Below are 23228 nucleotides of genomic sequence, written 5' to 3'. Positions count from 1 at the left end.
GTCGTACCCTTAAGTACAACTGTCACGCCTGGTAGTGTCGAATCGTCTTCTGCAGACGTCACCTTACCAGAAACTGTCCTGTCCTGTGCGGAAGCTTGTGCTATCAAGCCAGACACGAACAAGAAAATCAGTAATAGTTTTCTCATAATAAAATATGGTTTAGTTAAAAATAAAATAAAAAATCTTCGAGCATTTTACTGCCTGAAGTTGGTTTAATTCTTTATTTCAAAAGTTTCAATGACCTAATCAAATATTGCTAATATGACAATCAGGCCAATTGTAGTAACAGCAATATTACTATTTTGACAACATTTATGAAACTTTATTGACAATATTTAAAGCCTGTGTGTATTTGGCGACATTTAAAAGCAGTTGATATGAAGTATAAAATTTTAAAATACAACCTTTTTTAACTGTACTTATTAAGCTTTTTTAGAATTATAGCCATATCCTTTGGATAATCACAGGAAATCGAAATAATATTTTTATTAACATTTGTTAGTTTAATTGCGTGCGCATGCAGCCCTACACGGCTAAAAAGCGGCCGTTCATCCATATCAACCTTCCGTTTGTAGTTTTTTTTGACCGTAGAAAGATAAATCGGCTCACCATCGTATAGTACATCTCCGCAAATTGGAAATTTTAAATATGCCAGGTGCGCTCTGATTTGATGGGTGCGTCCTGTGATGGGCTTAGCCTCTACTAAAGTATACCCCTTGAAAAATTGTTTTGGTCTAAACAAGGTCAACGCTTCTTTTCCGTTTCGTCTATCAACAATTGCCTTTCCTGAGCCAGAGGTCCTCAAAGGGACATCGACCTGAATCACCTCATTCATAAATTGTCCTTTGACCAGCGCATGGTATATTTTCTCAATAGTTCTCTCTTGAAATTGCAGGGCAGCAGCTTTGAAGGCTTGTTCATGCTTAGACAAGATCAAAACCCCACTAGTTTCTTTGTCAAGCCGATGGCACACTTGATAATTAGCATTCTCTTTTCTAAAAAGTCCAAGAACATTGTTTGGGTCATTTCTATCTTCAAGAGTAGAAAGAAAGGGTGGCTTGTTGATAATTGTGTAATTATCGTCATCAAAAACGATCAAATCTTGCACATTCCAGGCTTTTTTCATCATTAAGGTAAGGTAAGTATGAAATTAAGAAAAAGACAATTCAGGATATGAAAACTACTCTGGTTTGTAGAGTTCCAGTTCAAAACTAAAGGACGACCCCTGTCCAACATTACTTACTACTTTGATTTCACTTCTATGCGCTTCTACAATGTGCTTGACGATAGATAAGCCCAAGCCAGTACCTCCCTGTGCCTTTGATCTGCTTTTGTCCACGCGATAAAAGCGTTCGAATACACGATTGAGGTGTTCAGGTGGAATTCCAATCCCATTATCCTTTACGCTTATGTCAAGTTTTCCATTGTTAGAGGCAAGGCTTACCACGACTTGGCCGTTTTCGTCGGAGTACTTTATGGCATTAGAAATCAAATTCACAAATACCTGATGAATTCTTTGATTATCTGCAAGAACCAGAAAATCACTTGATTTGGCCGATTCTAATTTCAGCTCAATACCTTTCTTATTAGCCCTATCTTCAAGTTGATCAAAAATTTCATGAACAACTTCTCCGATATTGGTTGGCTCAAAATGCATTGTGATATCTCCAGCCTCCATGTGCGAGACAGTCAGCAAGTCCTGAACCAGTGCGTCCAATCCGTCCAGATTTTTAGCTGCCTTTTTCAAAAACTTCATCCGAATAGATTTATCATCTATCGCGCCATCCAATAGGGTATGTACAAATCCCTGTGCTGCAAAAATTGGTGTTTTGAGTTCATGAGATACATCTGCCAAAAACTGCCGCCTGAATTTGGCCATTTGCTTAAGCTCTTCAATTTCAGATTGCTTAACGTATGCATATGAGTAGATTTCCTGTTGAATTTGATTTAATGAACTATGTCCATAAGATCTCTTTGGTTTCAATGATGAAAGATCATTTTTTCTAATCTTTTCAAACATTTCATATATGTTTCTTAATTCCTTAAAGAAAAGGAATTCCATTACTACATTAATGAGGATATAGCTCGCTCCAAAGCAAATAACAGGAATTAACCAAAAAACATAAACTGGCAGTTCTGAGATTAATAATAGACTAGCGGCTACAATAACAGCAATGCTCGCAGCAAGAATGAGTGCGAGACCTTTGGAATTTAATAACATTTATAAAAAATTAGTCTAGCTCAAATTTATATCCTACTCCTTTAATAGTAGATATATATCCGTCTCCAATTTTTTCTCTGACTTTTCTAATATGGACATCCACTGTTCTGGCCAAAACAAAAACATCTGTACCCCATATATTGATCAATAGGTCATCTCTACTAAATACTTTGCCGGGATGCTGTGCCAGGAAGAATAACAATTCAAATTCCTTTTTAGGCAAAGTGAAATCTCTGCCATTTTGAGTGACTACATAACTTTGTCTATCAATCACCAGGTCACCAGTAACGATTTTTTCTTCTACATCAACGTCCTTTTTAGACCTTCTGAATATGGCATTTATCCTACTCATCAGTGCTCTTGGCTTAATCGGCTTCGTCAGATAATCGTCTGCTCCACTGTCAAAGGCTGCAATTTCTGAATACTCTTCAACTCGTGCAGTGAGAAATAATATAAATGTATGTGACAACACTTTCAGTTCTCTCAATTGCCGACAGGTCTCAACACCATCTTGATTGGGCATCATGATATCAAGTAAAATCAAATCTGGAACGAAGGTTTGTGCAATTTCAACACCCTTTATTCCGTTATCCGCCACCTGGACCTGATAACCCTCTTTTTCCAGATTATATTTTAAAAGGTCAAGAATGTCGGTTTCATCATCTACAACTAGGATTTTCTTATTCCCTGACATATTTTTAGATAGTGATTTTCTTACAATTGTGAAATTTAGATTAATAATTTCATGATGCAAATTCCCGAATATTAATTACTTAACCTTTCCAATTAGTAAGACATAACAATTATTTAATACAAAGGAAATATTCTTTTGATCTTAGTCTTGCTCCTTGTAAAAATTAATGAATCTTTTTAAATCATGGTCAAAGTCATTCTCTAATATCTTATTGAATGCTTTTTTCTTAGAATCATAACGTTCAAATGACATAAAAAAAGCATTGTTTGGTAATTGATTGATAAATCTATTTTCAAATCGTGTGGTGTCATTAAATGGCATTGAGTCTAACTTCGATACCCAGTTAGTCATAAATATCTCCTTAGCTATTCTTTTATCCGATTCAGGCATGCTATTATCAAGGCTCCTATATAGATTATTCAACTCATTTAACCCGTATAAGCAATAATTGATAAACATTTGTGTATCTTCCTCCTCGCGGATATAAGACTTGTATTGCTCACTATTCTCACCATATTCTTTGGCAAGAAAAAGTCTAGCTCCTTTTTCTCCAATGAAGGATGCCAAATTTTCATTGAAACTTAAAGAATCTGAAATGAAAATATTACTATGCGTGATTTCATGAATAAATAACTCTGATATTCCACCTTCACTTCGTTCTAAACTATTTGACAGAATAGGGTCAGAAAACCACCCAAGAGTAGACCAGGCATTGACTGGTCTAATCCGAATATCATATCCTTTTTCCTTCCATTTCTCACCCTCTTCTTTTGCAAGATCAAGATTGAAATACCCTTTATATGAAATCGCGCCTACAATGGGGAAATACCACTCTACAGATTTCAGTTGATACGGTTCACAGACGGACAAATTCCACAAGATATCCTCTCCCTTCTGATCATACAAGGTTTTGTATAAACCATCAGTTTTCAATCCCAAATCTGCCTCAGCAAAAAGCATGACTCGGTCAACAAGTCTGATTTTATCCTTCAATACGCTATCAACAGATTGATCTTTGAGTATTTCATCAATAGGTCTGGCATTCCATAATACCTCTAACTGTCCACTTGCCTGCATATACAAATAGGCCACTACTTCTAACTGAGCAATGGCAATTAGAAGTAATACACAAACACCTAAACCCGTGATAACCTTCTTCATATGACTTTTATGATTGCATAATTAAACAAGGGACTAATTAACTACACCTAAAAAGAGCAGTATTTAATTAATTACTAATTTTTTTAGTATTTTAAATAATGATTTATATATTTGCTAATATTTTTATTAATTAGGCATGTCAGCACCGTTGTTAGTTGGCAAAATTGAAATAACTTGCATGCCTAATATAGAACCAGAAAAAATCTCACAATGAGCGAAAACGCCGAAAAATTAAAAGCCCTCCAATTGACCATAGACAAACTTGAAAAGTCTTATGGTAAGGGTGCTGTAATGAAATTATCTGACGAGAGTGTCATTGACATACCTTCAATACCTACAGGATCCGTCAGTTTAGACATAGCTTTAGGCATAGGAGGCGTACCAAGAGGAAGAGTCGTGGAAATCTACGGACCTGAATCATCGGGAAAGACTACTCTCACCTTACACTGCATCGCAGAAGCACAAAAACAAGGTGGAATGGCAGCATTTATTGATGCAGAACATGCCTTTGATCGCACATATGCAGAGAAGCTAGGTATAGACACCGAAAATCTACTGATTTCACAACCTGATAATGGGGAACAAGCGCTTGAAATCGCCGAGCACTTAATCCGTTCAGGAGCAATTGATATCATCGTGATTGACTCAGTAGCCGCCCTGGTTCCAAAAGCAGAACTTGAAGGAGAAATGGGTGACAGTAAGATGGGGCTTCAGGCTAGATTGATGAGTCAGGCGCTAAGAAAATTAACTGGTGCCATACATAAGACTGGATGTACCTGTATTTTTATTAATCAGCTACGTGAGAAAATTGGTGTTATGTTCGGAAATCCGGAAACTACCACAGGGGGAAATGCACTTAAGTTTTATTCGTCTGTTAGACTTGATATAAGAAGAATTGGTCAGATCAAAGAAAGTGCTGATAATGTACTTGGAAATAGAACCAGAGTGAAAGTCGTAAAGAACAAAGTAGCTCCACCTTTCAAAGTAGTGGAGTTTGACATCATGTATGGAGAAGGGATATCTAAGGTTGGTGAAATAATTGACCTCGGCGTGGAACTTGGGATCATTAATAAAGCAGGCTCATGGTTCTCTTACAAGGGTAATAAACTCGGTCAGGGAAGGGATTCGGTAAAATCACTTTTATTGGACAACCCCGAACTAATGGATGAAATGGAACAAGGTATTCGGAATAAAATCAACGGAGTTGAGGATGTGGAGGAACCTGTCAAAACCGAAGCTTAAAATATCTAAAAAAGCTATATGAAAAGAGATATCAGAGATGGTATCTCTTTTTATTTTGGGTTTTAAGAGAATCGTCCTCACATTACTATGAAAAACCCTAGCTAAGCGCCTTTTTTTTATAATTTTGCCGTTCAATTTTTTTAATGACTTGCAATGTCTATTTCTACAAAGTACAATCCCGTTGAAGTTGAAGGTAAAATCTACCAGGAATGGCTAGATAAAGGTTATTTTCATTCGGAACCTAATCCAGAAAAAGAACCATATACCATTCTAATCCCACCTCCTAACGTCACTGGCTTGCTTCACATGGGACACATGCTGAATAATACCATTCAAGATGTATTGATTAGAAAGGCTAGAATGCAGGGCAAGGAAGCGTGCTGGATACCTGGTACAGACCACGCATCTATTGCCACAGAAGCTAAAGTTGTAGGCATGCTCAGAGAACAAGGCATCAAAAAATCTGACCTGACAAGAGAAGAGTTTTTGTCACATGCCTGGGAATGGAAAGAGAAATATGGTGGAATAATCCTTAATCAATTGCAGCGATTGGGTGCTTCATGCGATTGGGAAAGGACCTTCTTCACCATGGATGAAAAAAATTCAGATGCTGTAGAAGGAGTTTTTATCAGCTACTTCAAGAAAGGCCTTGTATACCGTGATTACAAAATGGTAAACTGGGATCCCACAGCTCAAACCACCATATCCAATGAAGAAGTAATCTATAGAGATATTGATGCGGCTCTCTACTATGTAGAGTATACTATTGAAGGATCGGATGAGACTGTAACCATAGCTACGACCCGCCCAGAGACGATCCTTGGAGATACGGCCATCTGTATCAACCCAAAAGATGAAAGATACACTCATCTCAAAGGGAAAAAAGCAATTGTCCCTCTGGTCAATAGGGCGATTCCAATTATTGAAGATGACTATGTTGATATTGAATTCGGAACCGGATGTCTAAAGGTAACCCCAGCTCATGACACCAATGATTATGACTTGGGACAGAAGCATAATCTTGAAACTATAGATATATTAAATGATGATGGTACGCTCAACGATCAGGCTCAATTCTATATTGGAGAGGGTAGAGAGAATGCGAGAAAATTAATTTCAAAAGAGCTTAAAGAGCTAGGGTCTCTGGTTAAAACTGAAAACTTAAGACATAAGGTTGGGTTCTCAGAAAGAAATCCAGATACGGCCATCGAACCCAAATTATCACTGCAGTGGTTTGTAGACATGCAAAAGTTGGTAACCCCAGCACTAGAAAATGTCCTGAATGACAATATTCAGTTTTTTCCAGAAAAATTTAAAAATACATACAAGCATTGGCTTGAAAATATAAAAGACTGGCCAATCTCTCGTCAACTATGGTGGGGGCAGCAAATCCCTGCATACTACTATGGAGAAAATGGCGTCGCAGTTGGCAGAACGGCAGAGGAGGCTCTCGAAATGGCTAAAAGAGATTCGGGAAATGATAAACTCACTCTTGCAGATCTAAAACGTGACGAAGATGTGGTAGACACCTGGTTTAGCAGTGCTTTGCTTCCTATTTCAGTATTTGATGGGTTCAGAAATCCTGATAATGAAGAATACAAATACTATTACCCTACACAGGTATTGGTCACTGGGTGGGACATCATTTTCTTTTGGGTAGCCAGGATGATCATTTCTGGATATGAATTTGGCAAAGACAAGCCATTCGAAAAAGTATACTTCACAGGTATGGTACGTGATCTGCAACGCAGAAAAATGTCCAAATCTCTCGGGAATTCTCCAGATGCACTTGGCCTTTTGGATAAATATGGTGCCGATGGCGTTAGAGTTGGAATGTTGCTAAGCTCAGCTGCTGGCAACGATTTATTGTTTGATGAGAAATTATGCGAGCAGGGAAGAAATTTTTCGAACAAAATCTGGAACGCCTTCCGATTAATCAAAAGTTGGGAAACTGTGGATGCACCACAAGATCAGACAGCTATCGTGGCAGCCCACTGGTTTGAAAACAGATTTAATGAAACGCTCACAGAAATCGACGATCTCTTTTCTAAGTTTCGACTGTCAGAAGCTCTGATGGCCACCTACAAACTGGTTTGGGACGATTTCTGCTCATGGTATCTTGAACTTATTAAACCTGGATATCAGCAACCCATAAGCCAACAATCAGTCACGCAGGCCATAGATTTTATTGAGCAACTGATGCGAGTTCTTCATCCGTTTATGCCTTTCATTACTGAGGAGATTTGGAAAAACATTAAGCCAAGGGAGGATAGAGAGAATCTGATCGTCTCAGATTGGCCAACTCCAAAGCCATTCGACAAGTCTCAACTCTTGATAGTACAGGAGGTTTTTGAAGTCATTTCAAATATTCGAAATATTCGAAATTCAGCTGGCATTTCTCCAAAGACCGTGTTGAATTTATTTGTTAAGTCAGACAATTTTGATACGTACAAGAGTTACCAAACGGCGATAAAAAAACTTGCGAATCTAGAAGAAATTGAAGCTACAGAAAATAAAATAGGGAACTCTACTACGTTTATCATCAATCGAAATGAGTTTTTTGTACCGCTTGGCGATCATGCAAGTGCGCAAGATCAAAAAGAAGATTCCATCAAGGAAATAGAGCGATTGAAAGGATTTATTTTAGGTATTGATAAAAAATTGAACAACGATAGGTTTGTAAACAATGCTCCCGAACAAGTGATTTCTCTGGAAAGAAAGAAAAAGGCAGACGCGGAGGCTAAAATTGCAATATTAGAGGCGCAGCTATAATTAAAGTCCGAAACCGTAATTATTGATTGGAAGTATACCATTTTATGTCTACTTTGAAGAGAAAATAAATCCAAATTACAATGAACCTAAAACATACCGCTCTACTAGCCTCTATCTTCTTTATTTGTACGTTCGCTTCCTGCTCGGGTGATTTAGAAGCTGAGAATGCACAATTAAAAAAGGATTTAGCTGAAGCACAAGCGCAGTTGAAAGAACAAACCAAATTATCAGATTTTTCCAAAGAACAGGCGACTACTGCTAAAAGGCGTGCGGATGAAGCAGAAAAAGCACTTGCAGAATGTAATGCATCTAAGTAAGGTTTAAAACCTTGCTGCCATCAATAAATTTAGATCTTTAAATCTTAGTTTGAATTTTTCCGAAAGGTGATAATTCGTCATATATCCTTTGTAAGTGTAGACACCTTTCATAAACCATTTGTTTTCGAAGATCATCTGGTCCACTCCTCCACGTTGAGCGATGCCGTTTAGAATAGGTGTAAAAATGTTGCTTAGCACCTTTGTAGATGTTCTTGGTACGTTTGATGCAATATTCGGTACACAATAGTGCTTGACTCCATACTTTTCGAAGACAGGATTTTTCAAATTAGTAGGGTATGAGGTTTCAAAACACCCTCCTTCGTCGATACTTACATCAACAATCACTGCACTATTTTTCATCGCCTTTACGGTCTCCTCACTGACTATTTTCTTGAGCTCGCCTTTATCAGCTCTGACCGCTCCTATCACTACATCAGCTTCAATAAGCGCTTTTTTTAATGCAACCTGATCGATTGTAGAGGTAAACACCGGAGATGAAAGAATGTGCTTCAAGCGATGCAGCTTATACAGGTGTCTATCAAAAACTTTGACAGAAGCACCCAATCCCAGCGCCGTCCTAGCTGCATACTCAGCCACAGTACCAGCTCCCAGAATGACTACATTGGTAGGCGGGACGCCAGTGATTCCTCCAAGAATAATTCCTGCTCCCCCTTGATTGGTACTGAGGTAGTCCGCGGCCAGGGGAATAACCACAGCACCGACAATCTCACTCATGGCTCGAACAATTGGCAGTCCGCCAATCTGATCTTCAATAAACTCATATCCAATCGCGGTAGCCTTTTTTTGATTGAGCAAGGATAAGCGCTGGCCAAGATCCTTGTCTGCGTGTATAGTAGAGATAATTGTCTTCCCCATACTCATCATTTCAATTTCCTGCTTAGTAGGGAATTCAACTTTCAGGATTAGGTCGGATTTAAAGATTTCTTCCGTGCTTTTTGTGAGGTTGGCCCCTGCTTCTGTGTATTCTTTGTCATAGAAGTTGGCAGCACTACCGGTCCCTGCCTGTATCATCACTTTGTGCCCATTACTAGTCAGTGCAGCAACTGCTTTCGGAGTGAGTGGCACTCTATTTTCATAGGTGGATTTTTCTTTTGGGATTCCGATATTCAGAGATTGATTGGCCGTACGTACAGATGCCAACTTCTCTTGCGGGTACAGTTTTGACTCTTCTACCAGCGCAGATACACTTCCCATCAATTGCTTATTCATTCTTACTTAGGCTGACGATTCGATTGCTTTCAGCATCTAAGATAATACTAATTTTTAGGTTTTTGGTCGGTATCAGTCTCGGTATCTTTCCCGGCCATTCAATGAAACAGGGGCGGTCAGAATAGAAGTACTCATCACAACCGATATCAAGTGCTTCTAATTCATCATTGATTCGGAAGAAATCAAAATGGTAAAATTCCTCTTTTGAGCTATTTTCATACACGTTTACCAATGCAAAGGTGGGAGAACTGGTTTCATCAACTATACCAATGGCTCTACATATAGCCTTGATCAAGGTGGTTTTTCCTGCTCCCATTTCTCCTTCAAAGATCCAAATGGTTTCATCACCAGCATAGTCAATTATCCGCTTTGCTATCTGGTCAATTTCATTCAGATTTGATAATTTAAGTTCCACTTTAATACTGAGCCTTTTTTGTTCTACTTATGATTAACTCTTAGGTGTCAAATGAATAAGTGGTACAATCATTTCCTCGAGAGAAATACCACCATGTTGGAAAGTATCCTTGTAGTAGTTTACAAAATGATTGTAATTGTTGGGATATACAAAGAAGTCATCCTTCATTCCAAAAATGTAGGAGCTCGACACATTTTCCTTAGGTAGATGTAATTCTTCAGGGTTGCGACAAATCATTACACCTTCCGTGTCATCCACATTCAGATTTTTTCCTACTTTGTATCGAAGATTGGTATTGGTTTTTTTGTCTCCTACAATCTTGTAGGGCTTCTTGACCCGAATTGTACCATGATCAGTCGAAAGAACCACCTTTACATCTTTTTGAGCCAAAATCTGTAGCAGTTCCAGCAGCGTTGAATGCTTAAACCAGGACAAGGTCAAAGAACGATAGGCGGGTTCGTCAGGGGCCAGTTCGCGAATCATTTTCATGTCGGTTCTGGCGTGAGAGAGTACGTCAATGAAGTTGTAGACGATAGCATTGAGATCGTTATTCAATAGGTTGTTGACATTGGACACGAGCTGTCTTCCTTGCTGCTTTTGCAATATTTTATGGTAGGAGAAGCTGATATCATGATTGTTTCGTTTGAGGTTTCTTCTTAGGAATTCTTCCTCATACATGTTTTTCCCTTCTTCACCATCTTCTGAAATCCAGATGTCACTGTGCTTCTTAGCCATTTCGGCAGGCATCATTCCACTAAATATGGAGTTTCTAGAGTAGGCTGTGGTCGTGGGTATGGTTGCATAAAAAGGGACCTCTTTTTCTATATTATAATATTCTGAAATGATGGGCTCCAATATTTCCCATTGGTCATACCTCAGGTTGTCAATTAGGAAGAAAAACACAGGCTTTTTCTCTTCTAGTAATGGGAATACCTCTTCTTTCATGATCCTATGAGAAAGCAAAGGTTTTTCAATATCGGCATTGTTTAGCCAGTCCACATAGTTATCTGTGATAAAGCGACAAAATTCAGAGTTTGCCTCGTCTTTCTGCATGTTTAGCACTTCTGCCATGGCTCGCTCTTCGGTCGCGTCTATTTCTAGCTCCCAATAGACCATTTTTTTATATAAATCGATCCATTCCTGAAAATCCAAATTTTCATTTACAGCGGTACTAATATTTCTAAAATCCTGCTGATAGCTCATATTGGTTTTTTCGGTAACTAGTCTTTTGTTGTCTAGTATCTTTTTGACCGAAAGCAATATTTGGTTGGGATTTAGTGGCTTGATCAGATAGTCCGCAATCTTCGCCCCTATCGCCTCTTCCATGATATGCTCCTCCTCGCTCTTGGTAATCATGACTACGGGCACATTGGGATGGCTGGTTTTGATTTCCGCCAAGGTCTCCAAGCCTGTCAAGCCCGGCATATTTTCATCTAGAAAGATCACGTCAAAGACTTGCTGTTTCATGATGTCCAGCGCATCGGATCCGCTATTTACCGGTGTGACGTTGTACCCTTTATTGTTTAAGAAAAGGATGTGGGGTTTTAACAAATCAATCTCATCATCAGCCCATAATATTTCGTAATTTCGCATATTGTATATTTCTTTGAGTGATTTGAGCGTCTATTGCAAGAATGTTCAAATTAAAGGAAACCCGATACAACTACCTACTAATCGTATCTCAAATTGACGACCAATAAAAACAAAATAATCAATGACCCAGTTTATGGGTTCATTACCATTCCAAATGATCTGATTTTTGAGATTATCGAGCATCCATTTTTTCAGCGGTTACGTCAGATTAAGCAGTTGGGGATGACTAGTCTGATCTATCCTGGCGCGCTGCATACCCGATTTCATCACGCTATAGGTTCAATGTATTTGATGCAGCAAACGTTGTATAGCCTGCGTTCTAAAAACGTAGAAATTTCTAATGAAGAATTTGAAGGTTGTCTTATTGCCATACTATTACACGACATAGGCCATGGCCCGTTTTCGCATACGCTGGAATTCAACTTATTGAATCAGGTCAAACATGAACAGCTGTCGGTTCTGTTTTTTGAAAGGTTAAATACTGAGTTTAATGGCCATCTAGACTTGGCACTCAAGATTTTTACCAACCAATACCCAAGAAAATTCTTCTCTCAACTTGTCTCAAGCCAGCTTGATATAGATCGACTCGATTACTTAAAGCGTGATAGTTATTTTACTGGCGTGTCAGAAGGTAAAATCGGATCAGAAAGAATCATCAACATGCTCAACGTTCATGATGATGAAATTGTCGTTGAAGAAAAAGGCATCTATAGTATTGAAAACTTCCTCAGTGCAAGGCGGCTCATGTACTGGCAGGTTTACCTTCACAAGACCGCGGTCAGTGCGGAGGAAATGCTTATCAAACTGATTAAAAGAGCCAAATTTCTGACCCAGAATGGAGTAAAGGTAGAAGCTACGCCAGCACTAAAATTACTGTTGGAGAGAAATATTGAGCTCAGGCATTTTCATGAGGACCCTGAGATTCTAGATCTGTTTGCCTTGCTGGATGATACTGATGTATGGGCTTCGATGAAGTTTTGGCGCGAACATGAAGATACGGTACTCTCCGGTCTAAGTTCCAAACTCCTCGAAAGACGGATATTCAAAATTATTCTGGCCAATGAAAAACCACTAAAAGAGTGGGTAGATACATTGAAAAACAAAATACAGGTCAAATATCAGCTCAGCGCCGAAGAACTAGAGTTTTTTACCGGATCTGGCCAAATAAGCAATTCAGCTTACATATCAAGCGGTCAGAAAATCAAAATCATGACGAAGAAAGGATTGGTACTGGATATTGTAAAAGCAACGGACTTGCCCAATATCAAGGCCATGAGCAAGATCGTGACCAAGCATTTTTTCTGTTGGCCAGAGGTGGATTAATCATCTCCTGAATACAAGAACGCGTCTTATATAAAATGAGCATTCATCTCCTATTGTGGCTTGGAATTTTGCAAACTTCGATCCGATCTTGAATAAAATTGCACTAAATTGCCGACTTCAAATCAAATCAAACAATTGTTAATAAATTCAGAATGGAAAAGACTGAATCAGTAGTACCGGCATACGATCCAAATATGCCTGCAGCTTTTGACATCAATCAGATTACCAAAATTTTACCTCATCGTTATCCTTTCCTTCTTATCGATAAGATATTTTATAAGGATGACACAACGGTGGCTGGTATAAAAAATGTGACTTTCAATGAGCCATTTTTTCAGGGACACTTCCCTGACAATCCTGTAATGCCTGGGGTGCTGCAAATCGAAGCCATGGCTCAAATCGGCGGCATTCTCGTGCTTACCTCTGTACCTGATCCTGAAAATTACTGGGCGTACTTTTTGGGCGTGGAAAAATTTAAGTTTAGAAAAATGGTGCTGCCCGGAGATACTTTGGAAATCAAATGTGAGCTACTAGCGCCTATCAGAAGAGGCATAGCTAAAATGAAAGGTATCGCCACAGTAGGTGGTAAAATGGTGTGTGAAGGCGAAATGACCGCTACTATTGTCAAAAAAGATAGCTAATCCAACAAACCAAAATTGTCAGATTCGCCAGGTTTAGTGTTGGTCGAATTATGACATGGATATTAGGATTAATAGCTAAAAAAAGTATATTTTTGACAGATTAGGATTTTATATATTTTAAAACACACAACAACAATGAAAGATTTATTAAACATTTTAAAGTACTCGCTGTTTCTATCACTCATAGTAACCATGGCGAGTTGTGGAGGCGATGACAATGGAGGTGGCGATGATACCGATCCACTGATCGATATTGCAGCCAATCTTACAGCTGGAGAAGCCACTTTTAGTTCAGTATCTAAGCCTGATGGGGCTTCTGACTTTACATGGGATGGAATGATACTTGAATTTACAGGAGGAGTAGATGGCGGGACTTATACCGTTACTGGAAGCCCGAACGAAGACGTATGGCCTGCTGCGGGCGACTGGGAATTCAAAGATGGAACGGATGGTAAGTTCATCGTCAGAGACGGTACTACGGACGTGGCTATTAGCGTTGGATCTACTGAGTTGGTGACTACGTTTACTGTTGACGACGGCAGCGGAAGGGTAAAAGTTGTAAACGGTGAATGGGAATTTTCTTTCGCATTCTAAATAACCTAAAGATTTTTTTAAAAACCTCTTGAGAAGACTCAAGAGGTTTTTTTGTGCCTAATACTGAGTAACCTCCGAACAAGGTTTTGTAATCTATACTCAGTCTGTCGGTGCTTAGCCAATTAAACCCTTAACTAAACGGCATTGAATCCAGGTTAAAGTTTGAAAGAATGTTATCTGATCGATTATTGATCTCTGTTACAATGAGTTGGGCTCCATCAGGTCCATAAATATCGCAACTATCCACCTTATGCTCGACAAACCAAAAAAGATACCCCAGTACTGCATTTTGATCCAAAACAAAGAATGGTTTGGTTTTACAACGACCTGCTCACCAGTAGCTTCGTCTCTGTAAAGTCGCGGAGCTACATTATTCCACTTTCTTCCCTTGACCCAACTAAAGATACCAACCGTGGCCGATACGGTCAGCGCCAGTAGATTGACGTCTTCTATTAAAACAACACCAACAAATGCACTCAAAATAAAAACAAGAGGTATCGTATACCCTCTTCCACTCCATACTATCATAGTTCTAAAAATTAATTGTTAAAAATTTAATCAAAACTATTGCTGGGTTGAATAATGCTCGGGACAAGCAACAATGGCTATTTCTTTCATTAAGATTGTCTTAAGAAGTACAAGTTGTAAGCTCACACCCAGCTGAGGGGGCCTGCACAAATGAAGAGAATCATTAGTCTCTCTTTATCACGTATGTTTTTGCAATTTCATCATGAAACCCTTGTCTTTTCTCGGAGAACAGTACTTTTTGGCTACACAAAACTGGGTTTTGCGCCAGTAAGGATTCTTTCTAATGCATCGGTTACTGCATCTACATCCCCAATGTAATTCTACATTTTTCCTTATTGAATTGTCAACCCCAGCCTCGTCCAGATACTTCCAACTAGTGATCAGGATCGAACCACCAGTGAATATGTTTTAGGCGATCAGGATTTTAGAGATTGCCCAATTAAATCACTCTACAATATTGAAATGAAGCATAATTCTAAAGGCAATGCCGAGCTTGTCAGCGCAAAATCTAACAATTAATCAGCCTGCTAAAACTTCCTTCTTGATATCCTCATATATCTTGAAAAGCGCTATCAGAATTTGTTGAAGATCTTCTAGGGAAGTGTAAATAGGTAAATTGTACTTTTTTCTATCAAATGGTATATCAAGATCCTCTGGGAAAAAGTCTATCCGTCCTTTTGGTTCGATTGTATTACCATCCTTATTCATATAGAGTAAACTCTCCACTAAACCACCCTTTAAAACCAAATTAAGTTGGAAAACAAGACCATCGATTTCTTGGCTAATTTGATAAAAACTTCCATTTGAGTAATATTTATATTCATACTCAAACCCATTCAATACATCTTCACACAATGCTTTTTGTGAACCATTTAGTCTATTTTCAAAATCCTGAAAACTATCACAAAGAACTCTATATCTATCTGCAAAATTTATTCTCTCAAAAACTAACTTCATACCTACTCTGCTAAATATTTAATACTCACAATTACATCATTATTTAAGTTAAAATCGCTCAAAGCTTTTTTGAAGACATCACTACTTTCAAAAAAAACTTTATTTGATAAAGGTATCTCTAATTTATACGCCCCGTCAAGAACTTCACCAACAAACTCATTACCAAATTTTGGAGCGTTTATAGGAGATCCTTTCGGATATTTTGTTACTAACTCGTTCAAATAACCTTCAAAAGTACTCGTTTTTATAAAGCTTAAAGTTGTCGCTTTTCTTGAAATTATTTCCTTCCCAGGAATATAGGAATCTAATCGTTTTCCTGCTTTTCCTCCAATACCCTTTAAAGTAATCTCGTTATATCTATATACATTTTTCGCAATACCATTAAAATCATTCCCTCTTTTAAAGAGCACTTTTATTTGCGCCCAAGTTGGTTTTGGGCCAGTTGGGATTCTTTCTAATGCATCGGTTACCGCATCTACATCCCCAATGTAATTCTACATTTTTCATTATTGAATTGTCAACCCCAGCCTCATCCAGATACTTCCAACTAGTGATCAGGATCGGACCACCAGTGAATATGTTTTAGGCGATCAGGATTTTAGAGATTGCCCAATTAAATCACTTTAAAATATTGAGGTGAAGCAAATTCTAAAGGCAATGCTAAATTAGTAACTGCTGCGCCTGTCAACTAAACTAAAAAGCCCGATCCATAAGATCAGGCTTTCCTAGATCAGCTTTTTACTGCTTCCTTGAAGCGTTGCTCAAACGCACTAAACAATTCAAAAAACTTAGATAATATCTCTTTGAAGTCTTCTAAAGAAGTTGCTATTGGTGAGTTATACTTTACTTTTTCTGTAAACTCTGGGTCTATTTGTTCTGATAGTGTTACTAAATTCCCTTTGTAAAAGTTGTTATTATCTCCTTCTTTCCAAACTAAATATCCAAAACCAGTAATCCCACTTTTAAAGCCAATAAAAAAACGTACGGTATATCCTTCAAAAATGGTTTCTTTCAAAAACGTTCTGTCTCTTGCGATGTATTTAAAGTCCGAATCGAAGGATTTAATAATAGGGTCTACTTCTTTTTTGTTGAGATTGGCACTGTTATCAAAATCACAGTAATTCTGACAAAGCTTTGCGTATTCCTTATCCAGTTCTATTTTCTGAAGTATTTCTAAAATTAGTTTTTCCATATCTTACTCTACCAAATATATAATTTCAATATCTACCCCTTTACCTGTATTGAAATCACTCAAAACTTTTTGAAACCTAGCACTAGATTCAACAAAGATCTTATTTGACTCAGGTATCTCCAATTTATAGTTTCCATCAAGCCTTGTCCCAGATGGAAATTTACTGGAATTAAGTTCAGCACCATTAGGATATTTAGTTATCAGTTCATTCAAATAATTCTTAAAAGTATTCGGTTGTATTTCACTTAGCGTAGTAGCCTTTCTTGAAATAATTTGTCCTGCTTTTCCGTTTGCAGGTGGCAGATAGGTATCCAATCGTTTTCCTGCTTTACTATCCACTCCTTTTAAAACTACTTCAACAAAATCATCAGTATATTTAAGCCTTCCTTTTTTATTAAAATTATTCCCTCTTTTAAACAGTACTTTTATTTGCGCCCAAGTCGGTTTTGTGCCAGTAGGGATTCTTTCTAATGCATCGGTTACCGCATCTACATCCCCAATGCAATCTACATTTTTCCTTATTGAATTGTCAACCCCAGCCTCGTCCAGATACTTCCAACTATTGATCAGTTTTGGGTTCTTAGCCATGGCAGTGCCTAGTACATTACCTAGGGCATTGCCTAGTGCATCTTCTGCGGTCTCGGCCAGGTCAGCGATCAATTTCAGTTTCAGGTCTTTGGACAGAGCGGCAAACTCTTGGGTGGTGTTGATAATCGAGGAGAAAGTATCCTTAAAATGACCCAACCTCCTGCCGAAGTTTTTAATAGGGTTAATACTTTCACCTTTGGCAAGTTTCTGGGCTAATTTGCTTCCAACCTTCCAGGCGGCGTATACCGTGAATATTGTTCTGACAGTCAATCGGCCTACACTATGATATTGCTTGTGTACGCCATAGTCCCCGCTCAACTCGGCAAGTTCGTCCTGAAAGGAAGTGACCATTCCCTCCATCTGCTGATCGAAGTCAAAATTGAGCCACATTTCCCATAATTGACCCCATAATGCACCTGTAAAGGCACTATAGACCATTTGGATAGCATCTACTGCTTCTTCTATTTCTATTTCTACTGACAAGCCGTCGGATACGCCGGCAATACTGGCCGCAACTTTGAATCTCCATCTCTTGTAGCCATCCTTGGGTGCAGAAGGATCCCAACTACCCTGAGGTAGCTTGAAATTGTGTGCCAAGTGATCGGCCATCAGGAAAAAATCCGTCCATTTGGAGAGTACTCCGAGCTCATTGTATCCATAAGCCGGGAATTCTTCTCCCGGCAGATGAGTAGCACCGTCAGATTTGGTATTCGAATCTGGCACAGGTTTATAATCCATTGCCAGAACTCCGGCCATCAGTTGCCGCATGGTTTTCAGATTGGCGAGTTGCGTCCTATACAATGATTCTCCTTGTGGATGCACCCATTGATTGTTTTCATCCTTCCAGCCTACCTTTTGCAATTCCTCATCCGTGGCCTTAAAGAAATCTTCATGAGTAGATATTACCACTTTGGCGACACCGGACGACGTACGTGTGGCTGTTATAATCAGCTTTGGCATGCCTTCTCCGATGGTCTCATTTACTACATCTGTAACCACGTTGTGTGCCCTATTATCTATCATCACTTCTTCTTCAGTCGTGATCACATATTGTATAGCAAAGCCGGGTGCATACGTTTCGTAATGTGCCTTGAACACCTGGAATTGCTCGGCATCGAATAGTTCGGCATAGTAGCCTTTGATCTTGGCATTGTCCAATATGACATCTCCCCAAGCATGGTTGTATCCTTGGTTTTCTGCAAAGACGTCATCGTACCATTTATCGGAGTATTTAATGTACCAGGTCTCAGGAGGTTCATCGCCTGATAGTACACGTGCGGCACTGGCTACGCTTATCGCGTTTTCATCAATAGCGATCTCCGCTCCTAACAGTACCGTTCGAGCGCCTATGACAAGTTTGTCCGGGGCTAGTCGCATCGTAGGACTGACTTGATCAATTAAAATCTGATCGAAAGCGAAACTGACTCCACGATAAACCATACTGATATCCTCCGGGGCATAGCTATTCCCGGCATAGCTGATCAATGGCTCTCCCAATTCGCTGCTCACCACTCGCATCAGAGATGGAATGACAAAGTCTTCGTCTGACCTGGACAAGACAGGATTGAATGGGTCTGCATCATCTATGTCCGGGCCAATGCTGGAAGTGGTAGACCACCCAAAACCTGGTGGGCTACAGCTGATCTGGACATCTACATAATATCCATCTCCATCAGCATCATAGTACCAGATAAAATCTTTATTGACGGCTGGATTGGTATCATCGCAGTCTTCTCCGACACTATTGGCTAGCAAAATATAATTGAGTGGATCAGGTGGACTGCAGGAGTTTTCTACTACGCCAGGCTCATGATAGCCATCGCGATCAGCGTCTAAGTACCACTCGCCATCAGCAAGGATAGTCGCATCAAGATCGTCGCAGTCAAGGCCGAGTGACGTCTTCTTGAGAACCGATTCGGGGAAGGTGAATACGTCGGCGTACTCACAATATCTAAATCTATCGGATGTATTTGGTATATCAGTATAGTAACAATCGCCTGTACCCAATACTCTACCACCTTCGTTGGAGCCAAGTACAGATTCAGGAATCAAACTTTCCGGGAAGTTAGAGTCAACTATACTTTGTCCATCGAAAGTGGGGAGTCCACAATCCTCCATTTTGTAGACTGAGTGATAGCCATCACCATCCAGATCTACATAAAAAGCAATCGGCTCGTCACTACCACCACATTCGCCGCAAGCATTGTTTAGTTGTTTTTCAGGATTATTGTCGTCGCAGTCTATACCATTACCAGGGTCGGTTTTCCATATTTCTTCATCGCTGGTGCCAAGGGCTGGGTTTTGGCAACTAGAAGTCTGCAAACCGTAAAAACCATCCTGATCATGGTCGTAATACCAGGTCCGATTCAATGTGGCTTCGTCATCCTTGTCATGACAATCTAAACCACTACCTGAGCTAGTACTCCACTTGTCTTCCAAACTGGTTCCCAGACCTGGGTTCTCACAGGTCTCTAGAAACGATCCATAAAAGTTGTCACCATCTTCATCAAAGTACCAGGTGAGAAGTAGCGTGGCTGTATTGTCGGTATCATCACAGTCGGGCCCAAGGCTGTTTTCAAGCAGCACCCATTGATCGTTTGGCGGGGAGCAAGTTGATAGTCGTGGAGTGATGTTTTGATTATAAAAGCCATCACTGTCACCATCATAGTACCAGTCTCCGTTGGCTTTGGCACTAAAATCTGTGTCATCGCAATCTTCACCTAGTGATTTTGGTATTAAATGTTCTTGAGATAATTGGAAGTAATACAGCTTTCTGTCATTATCATACAAGATTCGGTTTTCATATTTTTTGTGCTCAAACGGGAGTTTCACCGAAGCCGATATATTAGCCTTGAGCCCGTCGCTATAGTCAGTCTCTACCGATTGTCCTCCGATGACATCCAATACTTTCTGATGTGACAACGAAACACTATGATTTTCAAACGCAACTATTTTGGCGTCTTCAGAATATACCTCTGGCGGAAAATTATTTATTTCCATATATTCTTTTGAAATTGATACACTGATCCCGTAAAATGATGGGGCACATAAATCGGTTACAACAACAGAATGATATCCGTCACCATCAAAATCCAAAAAATAATCAGTTGAACCTTTTCCTCCACATTCGTTGCATTCATCCTTAGTATATTTTTCAGCGTCATAGTCATCACAATCTTCACCAGAGGTTTTTTGTACCCACTTTTTGATGTGTCCCGTAGTCGGTTTTTCACATGCAATTTCAGATTGCCAGTGATATCCATCGCCATCTTCGTCATAGTACCAGGTGATCGGCCCAATGATATTTGAATCTTCGTCATTACAATCCCAACCCATACCTTTAGTGGTTTTCCATCTGGAAGCTTTATACTCCGTGGGCCTTAGGCAAGACTCAATCGTCTCTCCATAGTAGTTGTCATCATCGTTGAAGTAGTACCACGTTCGGTAGATATTTGCGTCTGGGTCTTCATCATCACAGTCAGAGCCCATGGTCACAGTTTGCCAGTTAGTAGATATCCCGGTGGTGGGCTTACTGCATGATTCTTTGGTACTCCCGTAGTAGCCATCTTCATCTTGGTCATAGTACCACTTGGTCAGGCCATCTGCCGCAGAGCAATACCCACAGTCGTTGTAGCTCCAAATGCTGCCATTGTCATCGTCGCAGTCAGTACCATACAACATTGCCATTGGTTTCCAAAGGGCATTGGGCGGTGTACATTCGTACCTGTATGTGGTCACGTCATAGTAGCCATCCTCGTCTCCATCATAGTAATAGTCCTGTTGCTCACATTCACATTCACAGAAATAATCATTGAAGGTATAATCAAGAGGGCAAGAGGCCGCCTTCTCCGATATTCGCTGGGCATAAGCGGCCTGATAGGCAGCACCCCAACCATCATAATGACCACTTTCATAGTCAATACTCAAGACTGGCAATCCTGTACTCGGGTCATAGACCTGAACAAATCCCCAAGGAGATTGCCATTGGCTACAAGTATTGGCATCATATAGTCCGTCTTCCCAGCCCATTTCATAGCCGGCATTGTATCCTTGGTCATATTCACTATTTAAAACCGAAAGTGACCGGGCAGCAGTGTTTATACTGAAATCAGGCGAAAACCTGTAGTCTGGTATGCTTATCGCGTCTGTTTCTCCAATGACCTGTGCCTGGGCTGGAACCATTAGAACAAGGAGTAGGAATAATATTATCTTAATTCTTTTCATGAATTTGTAGTTCTAAGCGGTTATCGTTGGATGATGAATCGACCCGAGCTTAGCGGCTGGTCGTTTTGAGATAGGAATACATGGTATAGCCCTGAGGAGAGTGCTGACACGTTTGCTTGGGCTTGTATAGTGGAAGACTCAGGCGTCAGGCTCATGCTGAGATGAAGCTTGCCGGCGCTGTCGTAGATAGCAATGGAGCAATGGGTCTCCGGCGAAACTGATTCGTCCAATATGGTCAGCTGACCTTCTACTACGGGGTTGGGGAAGAGCGTCAATCCACCCATATGCTCGATGACGAGCGAATCTGGCCCGTGACTCACTCGTATGCTGGCTGCTTCGAAGTCTTTCAAATACACCAGGTAGGATTGTTCTATTTCACCGGTACTCACCAGCAGCGAATCTTGAATCCATAGATTGGATTTGTGACAGCCTATGATCCCAATTTTATCATCGGATTTGAAGATCCCATTGACTTTGGCTAATAAGCCATCATAGAACTCATGTCCTATATATTTTCCCTGACTATCGAAGGTGACCAGCAGTGCTCCGCCTTCGCCACCTGGCAGGATAGATTGTCCTGTTTCTGATATTTCGACCCCAGCATAGAGATTCAAAGAAATCTGAATGTTGGTATTGGGTCTCATCACGATTCCGGTCAGCTCTACCGCATCTGGATTGGAGGAAGCTATCGGGAAATCTGACTGCCAAATCAATTGATCGAATTGATCATATTTGGCTATAGCCAGCAGGTCTGACCATCTGACCGTGAGCGTGGACTGAAAATCTGCTCGGCAAATCGCTAAAGAACCTTTGACCCCGACTGGGTTGACTCCGCCGTTCTCCTCGCTGATACCCAGGGTTTCTCCGGTTTGTGGATCGATACTATAGATGACGGAGGTGAATCGTCGTTTGTCTTGCTGTAGGGTCATCCATTTCAGATCTCCCTTTTCGGTGAGCAGAAGGTGATATCCGCCGGCCATTGGCACGCGCCTTTCCCAAATCTTGACTCCTTTACGATCCAGACATAGGAGCACGGCGTTTTGATGCTCCTGATCAAATTCGTAGCCACTCACGAGTGCATGACCATCTGGCCTTTTTACCACCGAGGTGAAGGTGCTCTGCAGTAGAGAGAACTCATGGGTGTATAACCACAATAGCTCTTGATTGGAATTCACACTCACCACCACGCCTGTGCGCTTACCGCTGGGCGGACGTACGGTTTTCCCCAGAAAGGTAAATTGCCCATTGACATATCCGCAGACGACACCTCCGGTGAACGACGAGGCCACACTAACAAAACGGCCCTCTTGGACGCCGGGGTCGAAGGCGATCCATTCTTGCTTTCCATTTCTTGAAAATGCCAAATATGGACTATTGATTTCTACTGAGGTCTCCGGGTCTTGAAACAAACGTCCGCTGGAGTAAGCAAAATTTGCTGATTGTGCCTGGAGCATACCAGAGCTCAGACCGAACCATACCAGGCCATAGCAGACTAGATTATTGACTATCTTTTTCATATTCATGAGATGTATCCTA

The 23228-nt window shown here is 40.1% G+C and carries 18 protein-coding genes and 1 pseudogene; 6 read left to right on the top strand and 13 right to left on the bottom strand.

Annotated elements, in window-relative coordinates:
- Positions 1–409: 409 nt before the first annotated feature.
- The 4 genes from ABJF11_RS02750 to ABJF11_RS02735 form a co-directional block, all read right to left on the bottom strand.
- The gene (locus tag ABJF11_RS02750) at positions 410–1129 is read right to left on the bottom strand and encodes an RNA pseudouridine synthase (RefSeq protein ID WP_348117900.1); all 720 of its coding nucleotides are present in this window, start codon (positions 1127–1129) and stop codon (positions 410–412) included.
- 51 nt (positions 1130–1180) lie between these two features.
- On the bottom strand, positions 1181–2221 hold the full coding sequence (locus ABJF11_RS02745; protein WP_348117899.1) for an ATP-binding protein: 1041 nt from the start codon (positions 2219–2221) through the stop codon (positions 1181–1183).
- A 10-nt stretch (positions 2222–2231) separates the two neighbouring features.
- The gene (locus ABJF11_RS02740; protein WP_348117898.1) at positions 2232–2915 is read right to left on the bottom strand and encodes a response regulator transcription factor; all 684 of its coding nucleotides are present in this window, start codon (positions 2913–2915) and stop codon (positions 2232–2234) included.
- A 141-nt stretch (positions 2916–3056) separates the two neighbouring features.
- Positions 3057–4076 (bottom strand): aminopeptidase, encoded by a 1020-nt coding sequence (locus ABJF11_RS02735; RefSeq protein WP_348117897.1) that lies wholly within the window; start codon positions 4074–4076, stop codon positions 3057–3059.
- A gap of 210 nt (positions 4077–4286) precedes the next feature.
- Here ABJF11_RS02735 and recA point away from each other — a divergent pair, with 210 nt between their 5' ends.
- From recA to ABJF11_RS02720, 3 genes are all read left to right on the top strand, one after another.
- The gene (gene recA / locus ABJF11_RS02730) at positions 4287–5318 is read left to right on the top strand and encodes a recombinase RecA (protein ID WP_348117895.1); all 1032 of its coding nucleotides are present in this window, start codon (positions 4287–4289) and stop codon (positions 5316–5318) included.
- Positions 5319–5471: 153 nt separating this feature from the next.
- Positions 5472–8090, top strand: a complete 2619-nt coding sequence (locus tag ABJF11_RS02725; RefSeq protein WP_348117894.1) for a valine--tRNA ligase — start codon at positions 5472–5474, stop codon at positions 8088–8090.
- Between the two features lie 80 nt (positions 8091–8170).
- Positions 8171–8407 carry a hypothetical protein gene (locus tag ABJF11_RS02720; RefSeq protein ID WP_348117893.1) on the top strand — a complete coding sequence of 79 codons (237 nt, stop codon included), beginning with the start codon at positions 8171–8173 and terminating at the stop codon, positions 8405–8407.
- Between the two features lie 3 nt (positions 8408–8410).
- Here the strand turns inward: ABJF11_RS02720 and ABJF11_RS02715 are convergent, their stop codons facing one another.
- From ABJF11_RS02715 to ABJF11_RS02705, 3 genes are read right to left on the bottom strand one after another with little or no spacing between them, the layout of a single operon-like run.
- Positions 8411–9637, bottom strand: coding sequence for an alanine dehydrogenase (locus ABJF11_RS02715; RefSeq protein WP_348117891.1), 1227 nt, complete (start codon positions 9635–9637; stop codon positions 8411–8413).
- Positions 9630–10052, bottom strand: coding sequence for a tRNA (adenosine(37)-N6)-threonylcarbamoyltransferase complex ATPase subunit type 1 TsaE (gene tsaE / locus ABJF11_RS02710; protein WP_348117889.1), 423 nt, complete (start codon positions 10050–10052; stop codon positions 9630–9632). The genes ABJF11_RS02715 and tsaE overlap by 8 nt, the downstream gene beginning before the upstream one ends.
- Positions 10053–10085: 33 nt before the next feature.
- Entirely contained in the window at positions 10086–11645 is a 1560-nt protein-coding gene (locus ABJF11_RS02705) for a PglZ domain-containing protein (RefSeq protein ID WP_348117888.1), read from the bottom strand.
- A gap of 93 nt (positions 11646–11738) precedes the next feature.
- On the opposite strand from ABJF11_RS02705, the gene ABJF11_RS02700 reads away from it, so the two are divergent.
- The 3 genes and pseudogenes from ABJF11_RS02700 to ABJF11_RS02690 all read left to right on the top strand — a co-directional run bounded on the left by ABJF11_RS02700 (position 11739) and on the right by ABJF11_RS02690 (position 14203).
- On the top strand, positions 11739–12968 hold the full coding sequence (locus ABJF11_RS02700) for an HD domain-containing protein (protein WP_348117886.1): 1230 nt from the start codon (positions 11739–11741) through the stop codon (positions 12966–12968).
- Between the two features lie 167 nt (positions 12969–13135).
- Positions 13136–13609: pseudogene (gene fabZ / locus ABJF11_RS02695) on the top strand (3-hydroxyacyl-ACP dehydratase FabZ); the annotation flags it as partial.
- Between the two features lie 135 nt (positions 13610–13744).
- On the top strand, positions 13745–14203 hold the full coding sequence (locus tag ABJF11_RS02690; protein ID WP_348117885.1) for a hypothetical protein: 459 nt from the start codon (positions 13745–13747) through the stop codon (positions 14201–14203).
- A 198-nt stretch (positions 14204–14401) separates the two neighbouring features.
- Here ABJF11_RS02690 and ABJF11_RS02685 read toward each other — a convergent pair whose 3' ends face one another.
- The 6 genes from ABJF11_RS02685 to ABJF11_RS02660 form a co-directional block, all read right to left on the bottom strand.
- Positions 14402–14731 carry a hypothetical protein gene (locus ABJF11_RS02685; protein ID WP_348117884.1) on the bottom strand — a complete coding sequence of 110 codons (330 nt, stop codon included), beginning with the start codon at positions 14729–14731 and terminating at the stop codon, positions 14402–14404.
- Between the two features lie 519 nt (positions 14732–15250).
- Positions 15251–15688, bottom strand: a complete 438-nt coding sequence (locus ABJF11_RS02680; RefSeq protein WP_348117883.1) for a hypothetical protein — start codon at positions 15686–15688, stop codon at positions 15251–15253.
- A 2-nt stretch (positions 15689–15690) separates the two neighbouring features.
- Positions 15691–16098: a hypothetical protein gene (locus ABJF11_RS02675; protein WP_348117882.1), complete on the bottom strand. Its 408-nt coding sequence runs from the start codon at positions 16096–16098 to the stop codon at positions 15691–15693.
- Positions 16099–16418: 320 nt separating this feature from the next.
- On the bottom strand, positions 16419–16880 hold the full coding sequence (locus tag ABJF11_RS02670; protein WP_348117881.1) for a hypothetical protein: 462 nt from the start codon (positions 16878–16880) through the stop codon (positions 16419–16421).
- Between the two features lie 3 nt (positions 16881–16883).
- Entirely contained in the window at positions 16884–21692 is a 4809-nt protein-coding gene (locus ABJF11_RS02665; RefSeq protein WP_348117880.1) for a hypothetical protein, read from the bottom strand.
- Positions 21693–21712: 20 nt separating this feature from the next.
- Positions 21713–23209 (bottom strand): T9SS type A sorting domain-containing protein, encoded by a 1497-nt coding sequence (locus ABJF11_RS02660; RefSeq protein ID WP_348117879.1) that lies wholly within the window; start codon positions 23207–23209, stop codon positions 21713–21715.
- Positions 23210–23228 lie beyond the last annotated feature (19 nt).

The organism is Reichenbachiella sp., assembly GCF_039941815.1.
GTDB lineage: Bacteria > Bacteroidota > Bacteroidia > Cytophagales > Cyclobacteriaceae > Reichenbachiella.
Note: the sequence above shows the minus strand (reverse complement) of the source record. Positions and strands in the feature narration are given on the sequence as shown.

Excerpts from the sequence above, each read along its gene's own strand:
- ABJF11_RS02715 (WP_348117891.1), bottom strand. The coding sequence starts at position 9,637 with ATGAATAAGCAATTGATGGGAAGTGTATCTGCGCTGGTAGAAGAGTCA.
- ABJF11_RS02750 (WP_348117900.1), bottom strand. The coding sequence starts at position 1,129 with ATGATGAAAAAAGCCTGGAATGTGCAAGATTTGATCGTTTTTGATGAC.
- ABJF11_RS02740 (WP_348117898.1), bottom strand. The coding sequence starts at position 2,915 with ATGTCAGGGAATAAGAAAATCCTAGTTGTAGATGATGAAACCGACATT.
- ABJF11_RS02665 (WP_348117880.1), bottom strand. The coding sequence starts at position 21,692 with ATGAAAAGAATTAAGATAATATTATTCCTACTCCTTGTTCTAATGGTT.
- ABJF11_RS02735 (WP_348117897.1), bottom strand. The coding sequence starts at position 4,076 with ATGAAGAAGGTTATCACGGGTTTAGGTGTTTGTGTATTACTTCTAATT.
- ABJF11_RS02745 (WP_348117899.1), bottom strand. The coding sequence starts at position 2,221 with ATGTTATTAAATTCCAAAGGTCTCGCACTCATTCTTGCTGCGAGCATT.
- ABJF11_RS02690 (WP_348117885.1), top strand. The coding sequence starts at position 13,745 with ATGAAAGATTTATTAAACATTTTAAAGTACTCGCTGTTTCTATCACTC.
- recA (WP_348117895.1), top strand. The coding sequence starts at position 4,287 with ATGAGCGAAAACGCCGAAAAATTAAAAGCCCTCCAATTGACCATAGAC.
- ABJF11_RS02725 (WP_348117894.1), top strand. The coding sequence starts at position 5,472 with ATGTCTATTTCTACAAAGTACAATCCCGTTGAAGTTGAAGGTAAAATC.
- ABJF11_RS02670 (WP_348117881.1), bottom strand. The coding sequence starts at position 16,880 with ATGGAAAAACTAATTTTAGAAATACTTCAGAAAATAGAACTGGATAAG.
- ABJF11_RS02705 (WP_348117888.1), bottom strand. The coding sequence starts at position 11,645 with ATGCGAAATTACGAAATATTATGGGCTGATGATGAGATTGATTTGTTA.
- ABJF11_RS02685 (WP_348117884.1), bottom strand. The coding sequence starts at position 14,731 with ATGATAGTATGGAGTGGAAGAGGGTATACGATACCTCTTGTTTTTATT.
- ABJF11_RS02660 (WP_348117879.1), bottom strand. The coding sequence starts at position 23,209 with ATGAAAAAGATAGTCAATAATCTAGTCTGCTATGGCCTGGTATGGTTC.
- ABJF11_RS02720 (WP_348117893.1), top strand. The coding sequence starts at position 8,171 with ATGAACCTAAAACATACCGCTCTACTAGCCTCTATCTTCTTTATTTGT.
- ABJF11_RS02680 (WP_348117883.1), bottom strand. The coding sequence starts at position 15,688 with ATGAAGTTAGTTTTTGAGAGAATAAATTTTGCAGATAGATATAGAGTT.